Origin of the sequence: Noviherbaspirillum album (assembly GCF_035916955.1) — a bacterium.
In the GTDB taxonomy this organism is placed as follows: Bacteria; Pseudomonadota; Gammaproteobacteria; order Burkholderiales; family Burkholderiaceae_D; genus Noviherbaspirillum; species Noviherbaspirillum album.
Genome location: NZ_JAWIIV010000004.1, coordinates 1 through 21355, shown reverse-complemented (window position 1 = coordinate 21355; position 21355 = coordinate 1). Strand labels below are relative to the sequence as shown.

The 21355-nt window shown below is 62.4% G+C and carries 23 protein-coding genes; 15 read left to right on the top strand and 8 right to left on the bottom strand.

All coding sequences use genetic code 11. The features are described 5' to 3' along the window. Positions 1-60 precede the first annotated feature (60 nt). Genes RY831_RS06395 through gatC form a run of 3 tightly spaced genes read right to left on the bottom strand, consistent with a single transcriptional unit; the run spans position 61 to position 2371 of the window. Positions 61-564 carry a hypothetical protein gene (locus RY831_RS06395; protein WP_326505491.1) on the bottom strand — a complete coding sequence of 168 codons (504 nt, stop codon included), beginning with the start codon at positions 562-564 and terminating at the stop codon, positions 61-63. After that, complete coding sequence (gene gatA, locus RY831_RS06390) at positions 561-2021, bottom strand: Asp-tRNA(Asn)/Glu-tRNA(Gln) amidotransferase subunit GatA (protein ID WP_326505490.1); 1461 nt, start codon at positions 2019-2021, stop codon at positions 561-563. Before gatA ends, RY831_RS06395 begins: the two co-directional genes overlap by 4 nt. A 47-nt stretch (positions 2022-2068) precedes the next feature. Continuing rightward, positions 2069-2371 (bottom strand): Asp-tRNA(Asn)/Glu-tRNA(Gln) amidotransferase subunit GatC, encoded by a 303-nt coding sequence (gatC, locus tag RY831_RS06385; protein WP_326505489.1) that lies wholly within the window; start codon positions 2369-2371, stop codon positions 2069-2071. Between the two features lie 284 nt (positions 2372-2655). On the opposite strand from gatC, the gene RY831_RS06380 reads away from it, so the two are divergent. The 6 genes from RY831_RS06380 (at position 2656) to RY831_RS06355 (ending at position 10405) form a co-directional block, all read left to right on the top strand. Continuing rightward, a complete protein-coding gene (locus RY831_RS06380) occupies positions 2656-3699 on the top strand; it encodes a rod shape-determining protein (RefSeq protein WP_151631771.1) in 1044 nt (347 codons plus the stop codon). A 97-nt stretch (positions 3700-3796) separates the two neighbouring features. Then, a complete protein-coding gene (gene mreC, locus RY831_RS06375) occupies positions 3797-5092 on the top strand; it encodes a rod shape-determining protein MreC (protein WP_326505488.1) in 1296 nt (431 codons plus the stop codon). Beyond that, positions 5089-5601, top strand: coding sequence for a rod shape-determining protein MreD (mreD, locus tag RY831_RS06370; RefSeq protein WP_326505487.1), 513 nt, complete (start codon positions 5089-5091; stop codon positions 5599-5601). Before mreC ends, mreD begins: the two co-directional genes overlap by 4 nt. Before the next feature lie 170 nt (positions 5602-5771). Further along, positions 5772-7802, top strand: a complete 2031-nt coding sequence (mrdA, locus tag RY831_RS06365; protein ID WP_326505486.1) for a penicillin-binding protein 2 — start codon at positions 5772-5774, stop codon at positions 7800-7802. Then, positions 7802-8926 (top strand): rod shape-determining protein RodA, encoded by a 1125-nt coding sequence (gene rodA, locus RY831_RS06360; protein WP_326505485.1) that lies wholly within the window; start codon positions 7802-7804, stop codon positions 8924-8926. The genes mrdA and rodA overlap by 1 nt, the downstream gene beginning before the upstream one ends. A gap of 285 nt (positions 8927-9211) precedes the next feature. Next, complete coding sequence (locus RY831_RS06355) at positions 9212-10405, top strand: septal ring lytic transglycosylase RlpA family protein (RefSeq protein ID WP_326505484.1); 1194 nt, start codon at positions 9212-9214, stop codon at positions 10403-10405. 44 nt (positions 10406-10449) lie between these two features. Here RY831_RS06355 and rsmI read toward each other — a convergent pair whose 3' ends face one another. Next, complete coding sequence (gene rsmI, locus RY831_RS06350) at positions 10450-11358, bottom strand: 16S rRNA (cytidine(1402)-2'-O)-methyltransferase (protein ID WP_326505483.1); 909 nt, start codon at positions 11356-11358, stop codon at positions 10450-10452. A 9-nt stretch (positions 11359-11367) separates the two neighbouring features. On the opposite strand from rsmI, the gene RY831_RS06345 reads away from it, so the two are divergent. The 7 genes from RY831_RS06345 to RY831_RS06315 all read left to right on the top strand — a co-directional run bounded on the left by RY831_RS06345 (position 11368) and on the right by RY831_RS06315 (position 16140). After that, positions 11368-12594, top strand: a complete 1227-nt coding sequence (locus RY831_RS06345; RefSeq protein WP_326505482.1) for a penicillin-binding protein activator — start codon at positions 11368-11370, stop codon at positions 12592-12594. Beyond that, the gene (locus RY831_RS06340; protein ID WP_326505481.1) at positions 12594-12965 is read left to right on the top strand and encodes a YraN family protein; all 372 of its coding nucleotides are present in this window, start codon (positions 12594-12596) and stop codon (positions 12963-12965) included. Before RY831_RS06345 ends, RY831_RS06340 begins: the two co-directional genes overlap by 1 nt. Positions 12966-13075: 110 nt before the next feature. Further along, positions 13076-13672: a phosphoheptose isomerase gene (locus RY831_RS06335; RefSeq protein ID WP_326505480.1), complete on the top strand. Its 597-nt coding sequence runs from the start codon at positions 13076-13078 to the stop codon at positions 13670-13672. Further along, entirely contained in the window at positions 13665-14306 is a 642-nt protein-coding gene (locus tag RY831_RS06330; protein WP_326505479.1) for a BON domain-containing protein, read from the top strand. The genes RY831_RS06335 and RY831_RS06330 overlap by 8 nt, the downstream gene beginning before the upstream one ends. Positions 14307-14397: 91 nt before the next feature. Beyond that, on the top strand, positions 14398-14970 hold the full coding sequence (locus tag RY831_RS06325; RefSeq protein WP_326505478.1) for a LemA family protein: 573 nt from the start codon (positions 14398-14400) through the stop codon (positions 14968-14970). 117 nt (positions 14971-15087) lie between these two features. Continuing rightward, entirely contained in the window at positions 15088-15525 is a 438-nt protein-coding gene (locus RY831_RS06320) for a DsrE family protein (RefSeq protein ID WP_437126228.1), read from the top strand. 87 nt (positions 15526-15612) lie between these two features. Further along, a complete protein-coding gene (locus tag RY831_RS06315; protein ID WP_326505477.1) occupies positions 15613-16140 on the top strand; it encodes a peroxiredoxin family protein in 528 nt (175 codons plus the stop codon). A 103-nt stretch (positions 16141-16243) separates the two neighbouring features. On the opposite strand, the gene RY831_RS06310 is transcribed toward RY831_RS06315, so the two are convergent. From RY831_RS06310 to RY831_RS06295, 4 genes are all read right to left on the bottom strand, one after another. Next, a complete protein-coding gene (locus RY831_RS06310; RefSeq protein ID WP_326505476.1) occupies positions 16244-16909 on the bottom strand; it encodes a phosphatase PAP2 family protein in 666 nt (221 codons plus the stop codon). 314 nt (positions 16910-17223) lie between these two features. Beyond that, positions 17224-18204 (bottom strand): lipoyl synthase, encoded by a 981-nt coding sequence (gene lipA / locus RY831_RS06305; protein ID WP_326505475.1) that lies wholly within the window; start codon positions 18202-18204, stop codon positions 17224-17226. Positions 18205-18271: 67 nt separating this feature from the next. Next, positions 18272-18943, bottom strand: a complete 672-nt coding sequence (gene lipB / locus RY831_RS06300; protein ID WP_326505474.1) for a lipoyl(octanoyl) transferase LipB — start codon at positions 18941-18943, stop codon at positions 18272-18274. Continuing rightward, complete coding sequence (locus RY831_RS06295; protein WP_326505473.1) at positions 18940-19797, bottom strand: helix-turn-helix domain-containing protein; 858 nt, start codon at positions 19795-19797, stop codon at positions 18940-18942. The genes lipB and RY831_RS06295 overlap by 4 nt, the downstream gene beginning before the upstream one ends. Before the next feature lie 261 nt (positions 19798-20058). Here RY831_RS06295 and RY831_RS06290 point away from each other — a divergent pair, with 261 nt between their 5' ends. Beyond that, positions 20059-20583 carry a hypothetical protein gene (locus tag RY831_RS06290; protein ID WP_326505472.1) on the top strand — a complete coding sequence of 175 codons (525 nt, stop codon included), beginning with the start codon at positions 20059-20061 and terminating at the stop codon, positions 20581-20583. A gap of 93 nt (positions 20584-20676) precedes the next feature. Then, on the top strand, positions 20677-21355 hold a 679-nt coding region (locus RY831_RS06285; RefSeq protein WP_326505471.1), incomplete at its 3' end, for a branched-chain amino acid ABC transporter substrate-binding protein.

Below are 21355 nucleotides of genomic sequence, written 5' to 3'. Positions count from 1 at the left end.
CGCATTTGCTTGCCATTGCTTCAAGGGCAGCGCAGGGCAGGACAGCCACGTCATCCGTGTTTATTCGTCATACCGGCAGGTGCCGGTCTTCAGGTTGACCGACAGCTCGGTGAAATTGGGCCGCGATCCGCACAATGCCGGGCAGGTCGGCCTGATGTTGAGCGAATCGCCTTCGCGTTCCAGCCGTATCGTGCAATTGAGCCTGCGGCCGAAATCGTAGCCGCGCTGGAAGCGCGCGTCCGCCGCATCCTTCAGGCTGACGCGCCAGGTCACGCGCGGCGTTTCATCGCGCACCTCGGCGTGCAGGCCGTCTTCCATGTCGATGCTGCAATCGAAACCGTGGGTGCTGCGAAACAGCGACGATTCCCAGCGAAAGGTTTCGATCGCATCGCCATCGAGCCTGAACTCGCCGCTGTCGGCATAGATGGTCTTTTCACCCATCTCGCTGCGCGTGTCGCTGCAGGAAAAGCGCGTGTCGAGCCGCTGCGCCGATGCTGCTGACATGCCGGCAAACATGCCCGCCAGCAGCAATGCCAGTGCGATGGCACGCGGCGCGATCATCATACGCCCGCCGGTGCGCGGCGATGCCAGTCGGTCGCCTGCTGATACTGATGGGCGACATTGAGCAGCTTCGCCTCCTGGAAGTAGTTGCCAATGATCTGCAGGCCGACCGGGCGCTTGCCGTTCTTGTCGCCCTGACCGAAGCCGCAGGGGATCGACATGCCGGGCAGGCCGGCAAGGCTGGTCGACAGCGTGAAGATGTCGGCCAGATAATTGGCCACCGGATCGTCGGCCTTGTCGCCGAGATCCCAGGCCACCGTCGGCGACACCGGCCCCATGATCACGTCGCACTGGCTGAAGGCGTTCTGGAAATCCTGCGCGATCAGGCGGCGGATCTTCTGCGCCTGCAGGTAGTAGGCATCGTAATAACCATGCGACAGCACATAGGCGCCGACCAGGATACGGCGCTTGACCTCGTCGCCGAAACCTTCCGCGCGCGACTTGCGGTACATGTCGCCCAGGTCCTTGTATTCGGCGGCACGGTGGCCGTAGCGCACGCCGTCGAAGCGGCTCAGGTTGGACGAGGCTTCCGCCGGCGCGATCACGTAATACACCGGGATCGACAGCTCGGTCTTGGGCAGCGAGATGTCGACCAGCGTCGCACCCAGCTTTTCATATTCGGCAAGCGCGGCGCGCACCGCCTGTTCGACGTCGGGTGCCAGGCCCTTGCCGAAGTACTCGCGCGGAATGCCGATGCGCAGGCCCTGCAGCTTGCCGTTCAGATCACGGGTGAAGTCTTCCTGCGGACGCTCCAGGCTGGTCGAGTCGCGCGGGTCGAAGCCGGCCATCGCATTGAGCAGCAGGCCGCAGTCTTCCGCGGTCTGCGCCATCGGGCCGCCCTGGTCGAGGGATGATGCGAAAGCGATCATGCCGAAGCGCGAGACGCGGCCGTAGGTCGGCTTGATGCCGGTGACGCCGCACAGCGATGCCGGCTGGCGGATCGAGCCGCCGGTGTCCGTTGCGGTGGCCGCCGGCGCCAGGCGCGCCGCGATCGCGGCCGCCGAGCCGCCGGAGGAGCCGCCCGGGATGGCGGTCTTGTCCCACGGGTTCTTCACCGCGCCGAAGTAGCTGCTTTCATTCGACGAACCCATGGCGAATTCATCACAGTTCAGTTTTCCAAGCGTAACCATACCTGCCGTACGGAACTGTTCGACCACAGTTGCATCGAAGGGGCTGACGTAATTTGAGAGCATCTTGGAGCCCGCGGTGGAGCGCCAGCCGCGCGTGACGAAAATGTCCTTGTGCGCGATCGGGATGCCGGTCAGGGGTGTAGTGTCGTTTTTGGCAATGCGCGCATCGGCCTCGGCGGCCTGCTGCAATGTCAGCTGCTCGTCGACGTGGATGAAGGCATTGAGATCGCTCTGGCCGATGCGGTCGAGGAACAGCTTCGCCAGCTCGGTCGCCGAAACCTGCTTTGCCTGCAGCAGCGCTGAGAGTTCTTTTAGAGTTTTGGTATGCATAAGTTGGGCTGGCCGGTTCGCTGGGAACCGGCGGTGATCCGGCAAGGTTATTCGATGACTTTCGGCACGAGGTAGAGGCCGTCCTGTGTTGCCGGAGCAACTTGCTGATAATCGTCGCGGCGGTTCGGTTCCGAAACGGCATCTTCGCGCAGGCGCAGGGCCACATCGTTTTGATGGGCCGCGATCGGATGGTTCAAGGGTTCGACGCCGCTGGTATCGACAGCGCGCATCTGCTCGACGAGCGAGAAAATGCCGTTGAGCTTGTCCAGGGTTTTTCCGGCCTGGGATTCTTCCAGGTCGAGCTGCGCGAGGCGGGCCAGGCGCTTAACATCGTTGAGATCGAGTGACATGATTGATAGGTGAACAAGCCGTTGAACAAGCCTTTGTGCAAGCCGTTGTCGGGCAGTATTTTCAGGAAAACAAATAGTGTTTTTGTTGTGGCAAAAACTTGTCAAAAGCCGTGGCAAATGCGTGTATCAGGCGTGCTTTTTGAAGTTTCCCCCAACTAATTTCGGTTAAATTATAAGGTAGAATGACGGGTTAATACCTCGGCGGCGGGCAGGCTTCGCCCTTATGCCGGAAGGGGCTTTTACCACAATGACCATCGCGCCATCATTGCGCTTCAGGACAATACATGTTTGGATTTTTACGCAGTTATTTTTCTAACGACCTGGCGATCGATCTGGGCACTGCCAATACACTGATCTACGTACGCAACATGGGCATCGTGCTGGACGAGCCTTCGGTCGTGGCGATCCGCCAGCAGGGCGGCCCCAATGGCAAGAAGACCATCCAGGCGGTCGGCAAGGAAGCCAAGCAGATGCTGGGCAAGGTGCCGGGCAATATCGAAGCCATCCGTCCGATGAAGGACGGCGTGATCGCCGACTTCACCGTGACCGAGCAGATGCTCAAGCAGTTCATCCGCATGGTCCATGATTCCAAACTGTTCAAGCCTTCCCCGCGCATCATCATCTGCGTTCCCTGCGGCTCCACCCAGGTCGAGCGCCGCGCGATCCGCGAATCCGCGCTGGGCGCGGGCGCATCCCAGGTCTACCTGATCGAGGAGCCGATGGCGGCCGCGATCGGCGCCGGCCTGCCGGTATCGGATGCGACCGGTTCGATGGTGGTCGACATCGGCGGCGGCACCACCGAAGTGGGCATCATTTCCCTGGGCGGCATGGTGTACAAGGGTTCGGTGCGCGTCGGCGGCGACAAGTTCGACGAAGCCATCGTCAACTACATCCGCCGCAACTACGGCATGCTGATCGGCGAACAGACCGCCGAACTGATCAAGAAAGAAATCGGCTCCGCCTTCCCGGGTTCCGAGATCAAGGAAATGGAAGTCAAGGGCCGCAACCTGTCGGAAGGCATTCCGCGCTCCTTCACCATCTCCAGCAACGAAATCCTCGAGGCGCTGACCGATCCGCTCAACAACATCGTCTCCGCCGTCAAGAACGCGCTTGAGCAGACGCCGCCTGAACTCGGCGCCGACATCGCCGAGAAGGGCATGATGCTGACCGGCGGCGGCGCGCTGCTGCGCGATCTCGATCGCCTGCTGATGGAAGAAACCGGCCTGCCGGTGATCGTCGCCGAAGATCCGCTGACCTGCGTCGTGCGCGGTTCGGGCATGGCGCTCGAGCGGATGGACAAGCTTGGTTCGATCTTCTCCTACGAGTAATGCTTTACCTGCGTGTCCTGCCCGCATGCACTGCCGGGCAGGATACGTCGGCGGACAGACGCTTCTTGTCATTTCCCCGGAACATAGTTAGCCCCTGATGGAATACAGTCCACCGCCACTCTTCAAGCAAGGCGCCTCCGCGCGCGTCAAAGTGGTGTTCTTCTCCCTGATTGCCCTGGTCCTGCTGATTGCCGACGCGCGCCTGCGCACCATGGGCACCATCCGCCAGCTGGTCGGCACCGGCCTGTACCCCTTGCAGGTCGTGGCGCTGCTGCCGCGCGATGCGATCTACATGGTCGGCGATTATTTCTCGACACTGTCGTCGGTGCAGCGCGAAAACGACAAGCTCAAGCAGGAGCAGGTGAGCAATGCCCAGACGCTGCAGCAGGTGCAGCAATTGCTTGCCGAGAATACACAGCTGCGCAAGCTGCTGGATGCGAGCGAGCGCCTGCCGGTCAAGTCGGTGCTGAGCGAGATCCTCTACGATGCGCGGGACGCCTTCACCCGCAAGGTCATCGTCGACCGAGGCAGCCGCAACGGCGTGCAGCCCGGGCAGCCGGTGATCGATGATATCGGCGTGGTCGGGCAGGTGACCCGGGTGTTCCCGTTCACGTCGGAAGTCACGCTGTTGACCGACAAGGAGCAAGCCATCCCGGTGCAGGTGGTACGTACCGGCTTACGCAGCATCGTCTACGGCCAGGGCCATTCCGGCTCGCTGGACCTGCGCTTCATGCCGGCTACCGCCGATATCAAGAACGGCGATGTACTGGTCACCTCCGGCATCGACGGCATCTATCCGGCCGGACTCGCGGTGGCAAAGGTGGCGCAGGTCGAGAGCAAGTCCTCCGATGCATTCGCCCGCATCGTGTGCCAGCCGATCGCAGGCGTCGACCGCAACCGCCATCTGCTGATCCTGCTGACGGAACAGCATCTGCCGCCGCGTCCCGAGCCGGACAATCCCAAGGAAAAAGGCAAGGCCGGCAAGCGCAATGGCGAAGCCGGCAAGGAGCAAGCTCCCGCCGATGCTGCGAAAGACGCCGTCAAGCCCGCCGGCCAGAATGCAACGGCCGTTCCTGCTGCTCCTGTCGCCACCGTGCCGCAAAATGCGACGACGACAACGGCGCCTGCCAAGCCGGCGTCCGGCAATGCGCAAGCTGCCGCTCCCGGCAACACGAACAGGCCCGCTCCGGCTCAATCGGCACCTGTCGCAACGCCGGCGAACCGGCCAGCCGCCCCAGCAAACGTCGCGACGAGCCCGAATGCGTCCACGGCATCGGCATCGAGAGCGGCACCTGCAGCGGCGACCCCCGCTCCCGCTAGCAGGACAGCCCCGGCACCGGTGCCGAACCCGCAGACCAATACCGACGCTCCGGCGCAGAAGGCAACGCCATGAACAGTCCGCATTACATCCTGCTGCCGGCCAACCCGCTGTTCATTGCCGCCAGCATTTCATTGGCCTTCCTGCTGAACCTGCTGCCCTGGGGGCACTGGGTGGGCGTGCCGGATTTCGTCGCGCTGGTCCTGGTGTTCTGGAGCATCCATCAGCCGCGCAAGGTCGGCATCGGCATTGCCTTCATGATGGGCTTGCTGATGGACGTGCACGACGCCACGCTGCTCGGCGAGAATGCCCTGTCCTATACCTTGCTGTCTTATTTTTCAATCATGATCCATCGCCGTGTGCTGTGGTTCAAGATGGGAACGCAGGCCGCGCATGTGCTGCCCCTGCTTTTATTTATGCAGGCGGTGCAACTTGTGATCCGCATGCTGGTCAGTGGAAAGTTTCCGGGATGGATGTATTTCCTTGAGAGCCTGGTTGCCGCCGCATTGTGGCCCGTCGTATCGGCCATCCTCCTTGCGCCGCAGCGCAGGGCGATCGACCGCGACGATACCCGTCCGATATGACATGCGATGACATGCGATCAGCTCCGGCTGCTCGTCCCGAATGTTGAATGTTGAATGCAACAGCGCTCTCGCGGGCGCAGTCCTCGCCGCACCATTGCCGCCGGCAGTGCATGCGAAAGAGGCAAGTGTGATGGTGCGGACGGCAAGATGGCGTTTGCACGAAATGGAACATGACCGAATTCAAAAACACTGAGCGTGAAGTCCACCTGTTTCGCCTGCGGCTGTCCGTCGCTGGCGTATTCGTGCTGATCTGTTTTGGCCTGCTGCTGTCGCGCTTCGTCTGGCTGCAGGTGGTGCGCCATAACCACTATCAGGCGCAGGCTGAAGATAACCGCATCTCGGTGGTGCCGGTGGTGCCCAACCGCGGCCTGATCCTCGACCGCAACGGCGTGGTCCTGGCACGCAACTTTTCCGCGTATACGCTTGAAATCACGCCGTCCAAGCTGGTCGAACCGCTCGACACCGTGATTACCAACCTCTCCACGCTGGTCGACATCCAGCCCAAGGACCGCCGCCGCTTCCGCAGGCTGCAGGAAGAAGCAAAGAACTTCGAAAGCGTGCCGATCCGCACCCGCCTGAGCGACGAGGAAGTCGCCCGCTTCACCGCGCAGCGCTACCGTTTTCCCGGTGTCGAGATCCAGGCGCGCCTGTTCCGCCAGTACCCGCTCGGCGAAACCGCATCGCACGTCATCGGCTATATCGGCCGCATCAACCGGCGCGACGCGGACAGAATTGCCGACTCCGAAGATGCCGCCAATTACATGGGCACCGACCATATCGGCAAGGAAGGCGTCGAAAAGAAGTACGAAAAAATGCTGCATGGCGTCACCGGCTACGAAGAGGTCGAAGTCTCGGCCGGCGGCCGCGCCGTGCGCACGCTGTCCCGCACTCCGGCCACCCCGGGCAGCAACCTGATACTGTCGATCGACATCGAGCTGCAGAAGATCGTCGAGGAAGCTTTCGGCGACCGCCGAGGCGCGCTGGTGGCGATCGAGCCCTCGACCGGCGACGTGCTGGCCTATGTATCCAAGCCAACCTACGATCCCAACCTGTTCGTCGACGGCATCGACCAGTTGAGCTGGGACGAGCTGAACACGTCCATGGACCGTCCGCTGCTGAACCGTCCGCTGATCGGCACCTATCCGCCGGGCTCGACCTACAAGCCCTTCATGGCGCTGGCGGCGCTGGAGACCGGCAAGCGCACTCCGGCCAACGCGATCTCCGATCCCGGGTATTTCTGGTTCGGCAATCACAAGTTCCGCGACGACAAGGTGGATGGACACGGCACGGTCGACATGTACAAGTCGATCGTCCAGTCATGCAATACCTACTATTACACCCTCGCCAACGATCTCGGGGTGGACACCATCCACGACTTCATGAAGCCCTTCGGCTTCGGCCGCCTGACCGGCATCGACCTCGACAACGAGCGCAGCGGCACGCTGCCGTCCACCGCGTGGAAGCGGGCCGCCTACAAGCGTCCCGAACAGCAGAAATGGTATGCCGGCGAAACCATCTCCATCGGCATCGGGCAGGGCTACAACGCATTCACGCCCTTGCAGCTCGCGCATGCGACGGCAACCCTCGCCAACAACGGCATCGTGATGAAGCCCCACCTGGTCAAGAGCATCGAAAACAGCGTGACCAAGGAACAGGTGCCGGTGGTCAACGGCGAAAGCGCGCGGATCAAGCTCAGGCAGGAAAACATCGACTTCGTCAAGAAGGCGCTGGTGGGCGTCACGCGCGAAGGAACCTCCTCGCGCGTGTTTGCCGGGGCGCAGTATGTCTCGGCCGGCAAGACCGGAACGGCGCAGGCCATCGGCATCAAGAAAAATGAAAAGTACGATGCGAGAAAAATGGCGGAGCATCATCGCGACCACTCCTGGTACATGACTTTCGCGCCCGCCGAGAATCCGACCATCGCCCTGGCCGTGATTGTCGAGAATGCCGGCTTCGGCGCACAGGCGGCGGCGCCGATCTCGCGCATCGCGCTCGACTATCACCTGCTCGGCAAGCGCCCCGAACCGGCGCCGGACAAGAACGCGCCGGTCGGCAACGGCGCCGCGGCGCACGCGCCGTCAACGTCACCATCACCACAGCAGCCCGCCCGGCCGCAGGCCAGGCCCGACCAGTCGGTTCGCCAGAGCGCGTCGGCCGCGGTCATCCCCGTTTCGGCGACAGCCAAGGAGCAAGCGCACTAATGGCGACCATGCAATTCAGTAATGAACGACCGGCGCTCTGGCCCATCATCAAGCGCTACATCCTGGTCTTCGATGTGCCGCTGACACTCACCTTGTTCCTGATTCTTTCGGTCAGTTGCACCGCCATGTTCTCCGCGGGCCTGGACGCGCCGGGACGTTTCGAAGATCACATGCGCAATACCATCATTGCCTTCGTCGTGATGTGGATCGCCGCCTGCGTGCCGCCGCAGCTGCTGATGCGCTTTGCAGTGCCGCTCTATACGATAGGAGTTGCCCTGCTGATCGCGGTGGCGATGTTCGGCATCGTCAAGAAGGGCGCGCGCCGCTGGGTCAATGTCGGCGTGGTCATCCAGCCATCCGAAATCATGAAGATCGCGGTGCCGCTGATGCTGGCCTGGTTCTTCCAGAAGCGCGAAGGCGTGCTGCGCTGGCAGGAATTCGCGCTCGCGGCGGTATTGCTTGCCATTCCGGGGGTATTGATCCTGAAGCAGCCCGACCTGGGTACCGCGACACTGGTGATGGCCGCCGGCTTCTACGTCATCTTCCTCGCGGGCCTGTCCTGGAAGATAATTTTCGGCCTTGGGGTTGCGGGCCTGGCGAGCCTGCCGGTGGTGTGGTCCATGATGCACGATTACCAGCGCCAGCGCGTGATGACTCTCATCGATCCCACCACCGATCCGCTGGGCAAGGGTTTCCACATCATCCAGTCGATGATCGCCATCGGTTCCGGCGGCGTTACCGGAAAAGGCTGGCAAAGCGGCACGCAGGCCCATCTCGAATTCATTCCGGAGCGTACCAGCGACTTCCTGTTCGCCGTGTTTTCCGAGGAATTCGGCTTGATCGGCAATTGCGTGCTGCTCGTGCTGTACCTGATGCTCATCGCCCGCGGCCTGTTCATCGCGGCCAATGCGCCGACGGTGTTCAGCCGCCTGATGGCCGGCGCGATCACGATGATTTTCTTTACCTATGCCTTCGTCAACATGGGCATGGTCAGCGGCATTCTGCCTGTGGTCGGCGTACCGCTGCCGTTCATGAGTTACGGCGGCACGGCATTCGTCACTCTCGGCCTCGGCATGGGCATCCTGATGAGCATCCAGCGTCACCGCAAACTCATACAAAGCTAATACCAATCCCAAGCCATTCCTTGCGAGAACGGCCGCCGGCGCAGAATGCCGGCGGCCGTTTTTCCATTCAAAAGCAACAAAACCATTCCGCTCTTGCGGCAAAGGCATTGCCAAGGCAAACTGTTGCCGAATTGCAGTGACAAGAAGAAAAGTCACCGCCGCCGCGACAGACCGCCGCTTCCGCAACGCCAGTCCCTGCGCATCTGCATACCTGCACATTAAAGCGCTCCACCTGCTGGCCCCGGTCTTCGCATCTCTTCAATAAAAAGCTTCAGGGAGAAAGCGATGGAACCGCGAACGCCGCATCCATGTTACCGACGATTAGTCCAATTGATTGCCGGCTGCGTGCCGCCGCTGCTGCTCATCGGATGCAGCAGCACGCCCCTCAACATGTCCGACAGCACTCCGCAGGTGGCTGACGCCGGCGCCAGGCCTCAGGCTGCCGCCCGCCGCAATGCTCCATTGCCTGCCTTGCCGCCCGCCGGCTCGGGCCGGGGCGGCTACTACAAGGACGACGGCCCCGGCGACTCGCCGCCGGAAGGCTTGCTCGACACGCCGGATGCCGAGCCGAAAGTCGAGGCATATTACCCGCGCAATCTGCGTCCGTATGTCGTCTTCGGCAAGACGTATGTGCCGATCTCGGATGAGAGGCCGTTCAAGCAGCGCGGCATCGGCAGCTGGTATGGCAAGAAGTTTCACGGGCAGAAAACCTCGTCCGGCGAGCCATACGACATGTACAAGATGACGGCGGCGCATCCCACCCTGCCGATCCCTTCCTATGTGCGGGTCACCAACGTCTCGAACGGCAGGCAGGTGATCGTGCGCGTCAACGACCGGGGGCCATTCCATTCGAACCGCATCATTGATCTTTCGTACACGGCCGCATTGAAGCTCGGTTATCTGAGCAGCGGCAGCAGCGAGCTTGAAGTGGAGCGACTGCTGCCCGAAGAAATACTCAGGATGGCGGCCGCGAGAAACAACCCCTCCCCGCAGGCGAGCAGCATTCCGGCGTCACAGGAGACGGCAGGCATGGCAAGTCCGGCAGGCTCAGTAAGCGCGGCGACGGAAGCGCGGCCCGTGCTGGTGCCGGACAATATCTCCACCTTCACCTTGCCCGATGCACCGGTTGCGGCCGCCAGCCCGGCGGCCATTAGCCCGGTACCGGCGGCTGTACCTAGTACGACGGGTACGACAGGTTCGGCAAGCGTCTCCAGCCGCACCGCCGGCACGCCCGGCAGCAGTCCCGGCACCTCCGGCTATTACCTGCAGCTCGGCGCCTATTCCCAGGCTTCCAACGCGGAAGCGGTACGCATGCGGCTGACGCAAGGCAGCATCGCCGGGGTACCGATGGAAGTCGTCGCCAACGGCAATATCCATCGCCTCTACGGTGGTCCGTTTGCAAGCCGGTCGGAAGCCGCCGCGGCGGCCGCGCAGCTCCAGGAAGGCGCGGGCGTCAAGGCCATGATCGTGCAGCGTTGATTGGCTGCCTGTGCCGGTGCAGACGCCCGGCACAGGCAGCCCCGTCATGCATCCTGCTTCAATTGCAGAGCGCGTTCATATAGGGCATTTTTCTTCTTGCCGGTGATCTGCGCCGCCATGGCGGCGGCCTGCTTCACCGGCAGCTCCCCAAGCAGGATCGATAGAATGCGATCGGCGTCGGCATCATCGGCCGAGGCCGCCGCCGAAGCACCTTCGACCAGCAATACGTATTCGCCTTTTTCCCGGTTCGGGTCCGCCGCGACCCAGGCACTCGCTTCCCGCAGCGGGCAGCGGTGTATTTCCTCGAACAACTTCGTCAATTCGCGAGCAAACACGACCTGGCGGTCCGGCCCGAACGCCTTTGCAAGGGCAGCGGCCGTTTCCACGATCCGGTGCGGCGCTTCATAGAACACGAGCGTCGCCGTCACCGCCATCAGTTCCTGCAGCGACTGTTCGCGCTGCCTTGCCTTTACGGGCAGGAAGCCGACGAAAAAGAAGCGCTCCTGCAGCAGGCCGCTTGCCGACAGCGCGGTGACCGCTGCCGACGCGCCGGGCAGCGGCATGACCCGCAATCCCGCCGCGCGCACCGCGTCGACGATGCGCGCGCCGGGATCGGAAACCGCAGGCGTGCCCGCATCCGACACCAGCGCTATGCGCTGCCCGGCCTGCAGGCGCGACACCAGCTTGGCGGCTGCCTCGCGCTCATTGTGCTCATGCGCGGCAATCAGGTCCTTGGACAAGCCGTAGCGGCTCAGAAGCTGGGCGGTATTGCGGGTGTCCTCGCAGGCCACGGCATCGGCGATCGACAGCACATTGAGAGCGCGCAACGTGATGTCGCCCGTGTTTCCGATGGGCGTGGCCACCACATATAATGTAGACAAAGGATAAACTTGCTGCGACACCTCCTGCATGATGAACGGGAAAGGCGGCGAATTGGGCAGGGTAGACGTCATGGGGGAAGGATGTTGAGCCGTTGGGCAAGAGTGGGCGTGCTGGCATGGGTGCTGGGTGGATTTTGCCTTCCCCTGTCGGCAAACACAACCGCCGCGTCCGGCGGCGTCAATTATCGATCCCATCAATTGCATCCTCGGCAGATGCCTGCCGTGCAGCTTGCTCAGACGGACCTGTCGATATCCCGCGACCCGCCGTCCATTCCGCAGCCCAGGTCATTGCGGATCGCGCTGTTCCTGCCGATCTCCTCAGAATCGTTTCGCCAGGCCGCCGAAGCGGTCGGTGCCGGCGTGCACGCCGCACACGAGCGCGAACCGGATGGCGTGGAAATTCACCTGGTCGACAGCGGCGACGCGGCACAGGACATCGCCGAGCGCTACCGGATCGCCGCGGAACAGGCCGATCTTGTCATCGGGCCGCTGTCGCGCAGCGCCGTCGCAGCCGTCGCGCAAGCCGGTGGCATCGCCAAGCCAACGATCGCGCTGACGGCTCCCGAGGTGTTGCCCGACACCTCGCTTGCGATGCCGGCGCAGATGCTGGTAATAGGCTTGGCTATCGAAGACGAAGCGCGCCAGGTTGCCGATTGGGCCAGCCACGACAATGCCAGCAGGAAAGCTGTAGTGCTGCACGCCGGCGCCGCATGGCAGCGGCGCGCAGCCAAGGCTTTCGAGCTGCAATGGAGTAAGCAGCGACGCGAGCTGCGGGTAGTCGAGCTTGCCGCCGCCGACAGCCTCCTGAACGGACGTGTCTTGCTGCAGCTGAAAAAAGAACTTGCCGAAGAGTCCACCGTCATTTTCGCCGCACTGGATGCGCAGCAGGCGCGTCAGGTCCGCGCCGTTCTCGGTCCCCGGCATCCGTTGTACGGCACCTCGCAGCTCAACCCGGTGACGCTCGCCGGTCGCGGCAGCGCGGAGCGCATGACCGACATGGATGGCGTGCGCCTGCTCGAAATTCCCTGGCAGCTCGACCCCGGGCACGCGATGGTTGCCGCCTATGCCCGGCCGGCAAATCCTGCGGAGCCGCCGCCCAGCGCGGACATGGAGCGCTTGTACGCGCTCGGTATTGATGCTTACCGTGTCGCGCGGGAAGTCGCAGCGCAGCAAGGCGAATTTGAACTGGACGGCGTGACCGGCCGGCTGGCGGTGCAGATCGATACGCGGCAGGGCCGGTTTCAGCGCAGCACCGAGCGAGCGGTGTATCGCGACGGCGGCGTCATCCCGCTAGAGGCGCAACGCTGATGCCGCTGTTCAGACATGCCACAGCCCGAACCGCAAGGCAGCTGACGGGAGATGCCGGCGAAGACCGGGCGCTGGCCTATCTCGAGCAACAAGGCCTGTCGCTGCTGCAGCGCAATTTCCGTTGCAAGGGCGGAGAGATCGATCTCATCATGCGGGAGAAATCGGTTGTCGTATTCGTGGAAGTCAGAAAGCGCGCGCCCAGCCGCTTCGGCGACGCCGCGGCCAGTATCGGACCACGGAAACAGGCCCGGCTGATGATCGCGGCACAGGTATATCTTCAAACCCTGCGCACCGTGCCGCCATGCCGTTTCGATATCATTGCCATCGATGGCGAGCGGCTGAACTGGATGCGCAACGCCATCGAGGCCTGATCCGCCTTTCCACTGTCGTGCCATCCTGGCATGAGGCCGGCACATCCGTACTTTCCGCAGGCAACGCGGGCGGGACTGCGCTTCCTCCCTGCACTATAATCCCCTGCATCATGACAAACCAACGCATCCAAGCGCACTTCCAGGAAAGTGCCGAACTCAAGCAGCGCGCTGCCGCCGCGCTTTCGCAACCGATTGCCGAAGCGGTGGAACTCATGTTCTCCGCCTTGTCTAATGGCAACAAGATACTTGCCTGCGGGAATGGGGGCTCGGCGGCGGACTGCCAGCATTTCGCCGCCGAGCTGGTCGGCCGCTTCGAGCGCGAACGCCTGCCGCTGCCGGCCCTGGCGCTGACGACCGATACCTCGATCATGACGGCGGTCGGCAACGACTACAGCTTCAATGACATTTTCAGCAAGCAGGTGCAGGCCTTCGGCCAGGCCGGCGACATCCTGCTGGCGCTGTCGACTTCCGGCAATTCGGCGAATGTGCTGGCGGCGGTGGAAGCGGCGCTGGAGCGCGACATGCGCATCGTGGCCCTGACCGGCAAGGGCGGCGGCGCCATCGGCAGGCTGCTGACCGATGCCGACGTGCATATCTGCGTGCCGCATGACCGTACCGCGCGCATCCAGGAAGTGCATTTATTGACGATTCATTGTTTGTGCGACGGCATCGACGTCGCTTTATTTGGGGAGGAACCGGATGAATAACTGGACGCGCTTCACACGTCCGCTTGCCGCGCTCGTATTGTGCGGCACCGTGGCAGCCAGCTTGCAGGGCTGCGTAGAAATGGCTGTCGGCAGCGCCGTGGTCGGCACGCTCGCGGCAACCGATCGCCGTACATTCGGCGCGCAGACCGAGGACAAGGCCATCGTGTTCAAGGGAGAAGGACGCGTGGCGAGCCTGGTCGGCGGCGCGGGGCATGTCAATGTGGCCAGCTTCAACCGCAAGGTACTGCTGACCGGCGAAGTGCGCGACGAAGCAATGAAGGCTGCCGTCGAGCGCGAAGTCGCCGCCATCGAAGGGGTGCAGTCGGTCGTCAACGACCTGGAAATCGCCGGCGTATCGAGCTTCACGTCACGCTCCAACGATTCGCTGCTGACCGGCCGCGTCAAGGCCGCCTTTGTCGATACCCGTGACCTGTATGCCAATTCCATCAAGGTGGTGACCGAACGCGGCATCGTCTACCTGATGGGCCGCGTCACGCAGCGCGAAGGCCATCTGGCCGCCGAAGTGGCGAGCAACATCAGTGGCGTGCAGAAGGTCGTCAAGGTGTTCGAGTACATCTCCGAAGAAGATTACCGTCGGCTGACGAAGGCTTCGGACACGCAGGGCAGCAAGTAAAATCTAAGCAAGGCAATGCAGGTTTCCGGCAATTGCCGCGTCGGGCCGCAGATCCAATCGGTCTGCGGCCTTTTTCATTTTTTGGACTGACATGGAAAGCATCATTGTTGGCATACTCCTGGCGCTCTTCATCCTGTCCTGGGCTGTCGGCGCCTACAAGCGCCTGCTCCTGCTTCAGCGGCAGGTCAGGCAGGCCTTCGCCAAGCTGGAAACTCCCTTGAAGCAGCGGCATGAAAAGGTGCCGGTTCTGGTGGAAACCGCGCGCGCCTGTCTCGACGACGAGCGCGAATTGCTGGAAGCGGTCATCGAGGCGCGCAACCGGGCGCAGGAGGCGCTGGTACTTCCCGCCCTCTCCCCCTTCAACCGGGATGCAGTGCAGCGCGTGGCCGCATCGGAAGGCGAGCTCGATCTCGCGCTGGCCAGGCTGTTCACCGCCTGCAGGAGCAAGGGAGAGCTTGCCGTGAATGCACCGCTGGCGGGCCTGGTCGACCAGGTCGGGGCGCTGAACACGCAGATCGGTTTCCTGCGGGACGCCTACAACGACAGCACCCGGCAATACAATGTCGTGCGCAAGCTGGTTCCCGGCATACTGGTCGCAGTCGTCTTCGCATTCACTCCGGCCGCGCCGATGGGCCTGGTGCCGGTTCGCCGCAATCAGATCTGAGTTCCGTACATGGGTCGCCGGCGCACATTGGCAAACCGGATTATCATCTGCCAGGTCATGTGATCCGCCATGCGCCCCATCCGATTTCCGCCGATTTCCGTCCGACCCAGACCCATCATGAAGCGACGTACCGTACTCAAAACTTTCGCCGGCCTTGCGCCGGCAATCCTGCTTGCCGCCATGCCGGCGCACGCCGCCGAAGAGGTCAGGGTGGTCTATCACCTGGCTGACGGCCTCGACCAGGCGGCGCGCGCAATGGGCAACATCCGCAATCACCTGCGCGCCGAACCCGATACCAGGATTGTCGTGGTCGCCAATGGCGACGGCATCCGCTTCCTGCTTGCCGATGCGAAGGAACGCAGTGGCAAGCTTTTCGATGCCCAGGTGAAGGCGCTGGCCGAGCGGGGCGTGGAATTTCGCGTCTGCGGCAATACGCTGACCGCGCATAACGTGCCGGTATCGCAATTGTTGCCGCAGGCAAAAATCATCACGGCGGGTGTAGTCGAACTGGCACGCCTGCAGGCGAAGGAAGGCTACGTTTATATCCGTCCCTGATGCCTGCCGCCTGTCGACCCAGCCGCGAACGGCCGGGAATGCATGAGACTATAATCATCCTGTTTTCAACGCACAGTCGACACCGCCATGGACGCCGCACACTCCAACCCACCCCGCAACCGCACCTGGATCAAGATCCTGGGCACATTGGTGATCGCGGTCCTCGCCACGATCGGCTATCTTTCCCTGTCCAGCCAGAAGGCCGCACCGGAAGTGACCTTCAATGCCATCACTGGCCAGCAGGTATCCATGCAAAGCCTGCGCGGCAAGGTGGTCATGGTGAATTTCTGGGCCACCAGCTGCACCACCTGCGTCAAGGAAATGCCGCAAATGGTGCAGACCTACCAGAAATACAAGGACAAGGGGCTGGACTTCGTGGCGGTGGCAATGAGCTACGATCCGCCCAACTATGTGCTCAATTATGCGCAGACGCGCAATCTGCCGTTTCATGTGGCGCTCGACACCAAGGGCGACGTGGCGAAATCATTCGATGACGTCAAGCTGACGCCGACCACCTATGTGATCGACAAGAAGGGCAACATCATCAAGCGCTACGTGGGCGAGCCCGATTTCGCGGCCCTGCACCAACTGCTGGAAAAGGCACTGGCCGCCTGATCGCCGGCAGCGACCGAGAGGCCGCATGACTCGCCAATAAAGACTTGCCAACAAAAAAGCGCCCGCGGGCGCTTTTTTGTTGGGGCTCAGTTTCACGACGCCGCTACTCTTCCACCTTCTCTTCGTGCGCAGATGAAGCGGTGCTGAGCCTGGGCTTGAGCTGCTGCCATTCCTTGCGCGGAAAAGGTTCGTCATGGCCGCTGAAGTAAAGCGTCAGCGAGGTCAGCCATTGCTGGGTCGGAGCGGGATGCACATACGGCGCGGTCAGCAGGGCCGCCGCGCTCAGCACTATGCGCACCGGATTGAATACCTGCCTGCGCAGCGTCGTGCCCGCCACCCAGATGAAACTGATGCTGACCGCCGCGCCCAGCAGGCAGCCCGCAATCACTTCCGATGCGGAATGCGCATGCACGGCGATGCGTGAAATCCCGACCACGGCGCCGAAGCCCAGTCCGAAGATCGCGCCGAATGCGCGCAGGGGACGCGGCGCTTTTTCCAGCATCAGGTAGAAGAGCACCGGCAGCACCGCGGTCGCGCGCATCGCATGGCCGCTGAAGCCGGTGAAGTCGATGGAACGTATGCCGATGCCCCAGCCGATGAAAGCCATCTTGGTGGCAATGACAACCGCCATGCCTACGGCGAACAGCAGGCTCCAGCACAGGGCGAGCTTGTTTTCATTTTCGGCGAGCAGCCACGCCGCAATCGCCAGCGCGGCGAACGAGGTGATGGTGACATCGCCGAATCGAGTAATTTCATTCCAGTCAATCATGGTGTTCGATAGGGCCGATGCATCAAGGAGAAGTTCATGAGGATTTGTAAGCGTTTATTCCAGGGCGCGCTGCGAGCAAAGCTGCAAGGAAAGCCGATAATCAAATGGGCGCGGCCATGCCGGCCCGCGCTTTTCGCATGCTAACGGCATTCTCGACGATTCACTGCAGGTTCTTCTTAATTCCGCTCAAAGCGGCACTGGACGGAGGACAAAGGCGTGGCGCTTTGGCGACAGCGGCAAGCCGGCGGGAAGCGCCGGCTTGCATTGGAGGGAGTGTGAGGCGAAGTGCGAGGAGGCGAGCGGGACGGGATGGATCAGACCACGCCTGCGCCGTGCGCCTGCTGGTCGGCATGATAGGAGCTGCGCACCATGGCGCCGACGGCGGCGTGAACGAAGCCCATCTTGTAGGCTTCTTCCTCGAACATCTTGAAAGTGTCGGGATGCACATAGCGGCGAACCGGCAGATGGTCGCCCGAAGGCATCAGGTACTGGCCGATGGTGAGCATGTCGACATTGTGCGCGCGCAGGTCGCGCATCACTTGCAGGATTTCCTCGTCGGTCTCGCCCAGGCCGACCATGATGCCGGACTTGGTCGGCGTTTCCGGATGAAGTTCCTTGAAGCGCTTGAGCAGGTTCAAGGAATACGCATAATCGGAGCCGGGACGCGCTTCCTTGTAAAGGCGCGGCACGGTTTCCAGGTTGTGGTTCATCACGTCCGGCGGCGCGGCCTTCAGGATTTCCAGCGCGCGGTCCATGCGGCCGCGGAAATCGGGCGTCAGCACTTCGATGCGGGTCATCGGCGACAGCTCGCGCACGCGGCGGATGCAATCGGCGAAATGGCCGGCGCCGCCATCGCGCAGGTCGTCGCGGTCGACCGACGTGATCACCACATAGCTGAGCTTGAGCTGGGCGATGGTCTTGGCAAGGTTCTCCGGCTCGTTGGGGTCGAGCGGATCGGGGCGGCCGTGGCCGACATCGCAGAACGGGCAGCGGCGGGTGCACTTGTCGCCCATGATCATGAAGGTGGCCGTGCCCTTGCCGAAACACTCGCCGATGTTCGGGCAGCTGGCTTCCTCGCACACCGTCACCAGCTTGTTGGCGCGCAGGATGTCCTTGATTTCATAGAAGCGCGTGGTCGGCGATGCCGCCTTGACGCGGATCCAGTCCGGCTTGGCAAGCTTCTCGGCCGGAATGATCTTGATCGGGATGCGGGCCGTCTTGCCTGCGCCTTTCTGCTTCTCGCTAGGATTGTATGCAGGGGCCGGAACGGCGAGGGCTTCTTTTTCAATAGTCATCGTGCAGATCGCTTTGTCGGTAGTGGGGCGCCAGGTGGCGCGGGCGGCGCCGGGGCGACATCATTGGTCAGGCGGTCAATAGTTCGGTCAGCTTGCCGGCGAGCCGCGAGCGGACCTCGGCCAGCGGCGCTTCGGTTCCCGCGGTTTTCATGTCCACCGTGGCCAGGCCTTCATAGCCGCAGGGGTTGATCCAGGAAAAGGGCGCAAGATCCATCGATACGTTCAGCGAGACGCCGTGATAGGTGCAGCCGTTTCCGCGCACCTTCAGGCCGAGCGCGGCGATTTTGGCACCTTTCCATGGCGCGTTCGCCATGTAGATGCCGGGCGCGCCGGGCTTGCGTTCGCCCGAAAGATTATACGCCTGCAGGGTCTCGATGACCGACTGTTCGATTTTGTGCACGAACTCGCGGGCGAACAGCCGGGCGCCGGGCCGGCGCCGCAAATCCATGAGCAGATAGACAACGGCCTGGCCGGGGCCATGGAAGGTGACTTCGCCGCCGCGGTCGGTCTGCACCACGGGAATGCCGTGCGCATCCAGCACATGGGAAGGATCTGCGCCGAGGCCCAGGGTATAGACCGGCGGATGCTCGACCAACCACAGTTCGTCGGGGGTATCTGCGCCGCGGGCATCGGTGAAGGCGCGCATCGCCGCGAACGTGGTCTCGTAGGCTTCAATGCCGCGCTCGATGAGGCGCGGGCGGCGCGGCGCATCGGGCAGGGGAGACGGCGTGGCGCTCATAGGGGAATCGTGTAGAAGTGGTTCTGGTCCTTGTGCGGCGAATTGTCGATCGCCTTGAGGATGGTGGCGTCGATTTCTCCCTGGTTCGGATCGAACAGGCCGCACAGCCGCATGGCCTTGCGTACGTCGATGGTCTTGCCGAGGAACTCGAATACCACCCGGGCGCAGGCGATCGAGCGCTGGCTGCTGGCGGCGACGCCCAGCATCAGGCCCGACAGCCGCGCCACCTTGTTCTTGTAGGTCGGGAACAGGATGGTCTGCGCGATCTCGTTGCCGGTCAGCGACTCGTAGTCGATCAGGAAAATGCGGTCGTTCAGGTAGAAGGTGCCGCCGACATATTTGCACTTGTAGGTCTGGTCGAGGTTGGCATGCTGAGGAAAGCGTTCCAGCCGCTCGTGGTAGACCGCGCCGTCATGCAGGAAGATGCGCACCAGCCCGCGCAGCACCTTGCCCGGCGCGCTCATCGACTTGTAATACTCGTAGTAGTAGCCGAGGTATTTGTCGAACTTGCCAGTGCTCTGGTGCTGCAGATGCGCGATATGGTCGCTGAAGACGGTGCGCTCGGTGCGCTGCTTCGGGCGGACCTGAACGATCTGGTGAAAATGCTCGCGCGGGAGATAGATTTCGGCCGGCTCCACGCCGAAGAAATCGCAGATGCGCTCCAGCGTGTGACTCGACGGCTTGCTGGTGCCGTTCAGGTAGCGGTTGAACTGGGCGCGGTTGAGATTGAGCTTGCGACACACATCGGCGACCGAGCGGTAGTAACTGCACAGCATGCGCAGGTTTTCGCAGAATTCGCGCTGCGCGGGATGCGCCGGCTTGCTGCTGGCGTGTGAAATGTTTCCGGATACCAAGAATTTTCCTGTTGCGAAAGTGGATTGTCGCTGGTTGACGCTAGTTTAGCATCAACCAGCATCAAGTCGCGCCAAATAGCGAAATGGCATTCTGAACAGTTTCTCCCTAAAGTTGCCATCCAAGTTGCATGCGCCTTTTCACCACGGAAGGCCATAAAAAGCAGGAAACAATCAAAGCATGCCAACGAAGCAACCACCTGAAGCGCAACCGGCCACGAACCGGCAGCGCAGCGGGCGGGATGACCTCAAAAAGGAGACACCATGACCACCGTAGAAGATTACATTCTCGGCAACGGCGCATTGCACGACCGTTTCTTCGCTACCACCGAGATCCTTGCCAAGCTCGTTTCGAGCGCTCCCCGTTCCGTCAGCATTGCCCAGCTTGAAGAAGAGACCGGCCGCCCGGCGCGTGAACTCGGCAAGCTGTGCGCGGGGCTGGCCCGTTCCAGCCTGCTGATGCCCGATCCGCGTGCCCCCGAGCGCTGGATGCTGACCTGCGATGCCAGCATGGTCACGCTGGAAGACGTGTTCCGCTGCGTGCTGGCTGAGCAGCAGACGCAGCAGACGCGCAAGGCGCCTGGCAAGGCGGGCACCGAACGCACGCCCAATGATGTGGACCTGCTGGTGATGCAGGCCATGATTGCGATAAATCAAAGCGTGTTCAAACATTTGCGCCAGTTTTCACTTGACCGGCTGAAAATCAGCGCAGCCGGCATGTTTCCGGCACCGCGTCGCACCTCGCGTCCCGCGTTCACGGGCAGTCCGTTCGACGTGGCGCTTACATAACAATACCGGCCAGGGGGACCGCGCCTGCGGGCCCGCTCATCGGCCTGACGACCTTTGCAGCACCATTACCCGTTCACATTAGGAGGCAACACCATGCAGTTCACACCAAAAATGATTCCGTTGGCCGGTGCAATCGCCTTTGCTTTCGCAGGCGCAGCTTCGGCACAGGAACAGGTCGTGAGGATCGGCCACGTCGGCCCGATCTCCGGCGCCATTGCCCACCTCGGCAAGGACAATGAATACGGCGCCCGCATGGCGATCGACGAACTCAACGCCAAGGGCGTGACCATCGGCGGCAAGAAGGTCAAGTTCGAACTGCTGGCCGAAGATGACGGCGCCGATCCGAAGCAGGGCACCGCGGCAGCGCAGAAGCTGGTCGACGCCAAGGTCAACGGCGTCATCGGCCACCTGAACTCCGGCACCACCATCCCGGCGTCGAAGATCTATCACGATGCGGGCATCCCGCAGATCTCGCCGTCGGCGACCAATCCGAAGTACACCCAGCAGGGCTTCAAGTCGGCCTTCCGCGTCGTCGCCAACGACGGCCAGCTGGGCGGCACGCTCGGCCGTTATGCGGCAGAGAAGCTCAACGCCAAGAAGGTTGCGGTCGTGGACGACCGCACCGCCTACGGCCAGGGCGTCGCCCAGGAATTCATCAAGGGTGCCAAGGGCAAGGGTGTCGAGATCGTCGCCCAGCAGTACACCAACGACAAGGCGACCGACTTCAACGCCATCCTGACAGCGATCAAGGCCAAGAATCCTGACGTCGTCT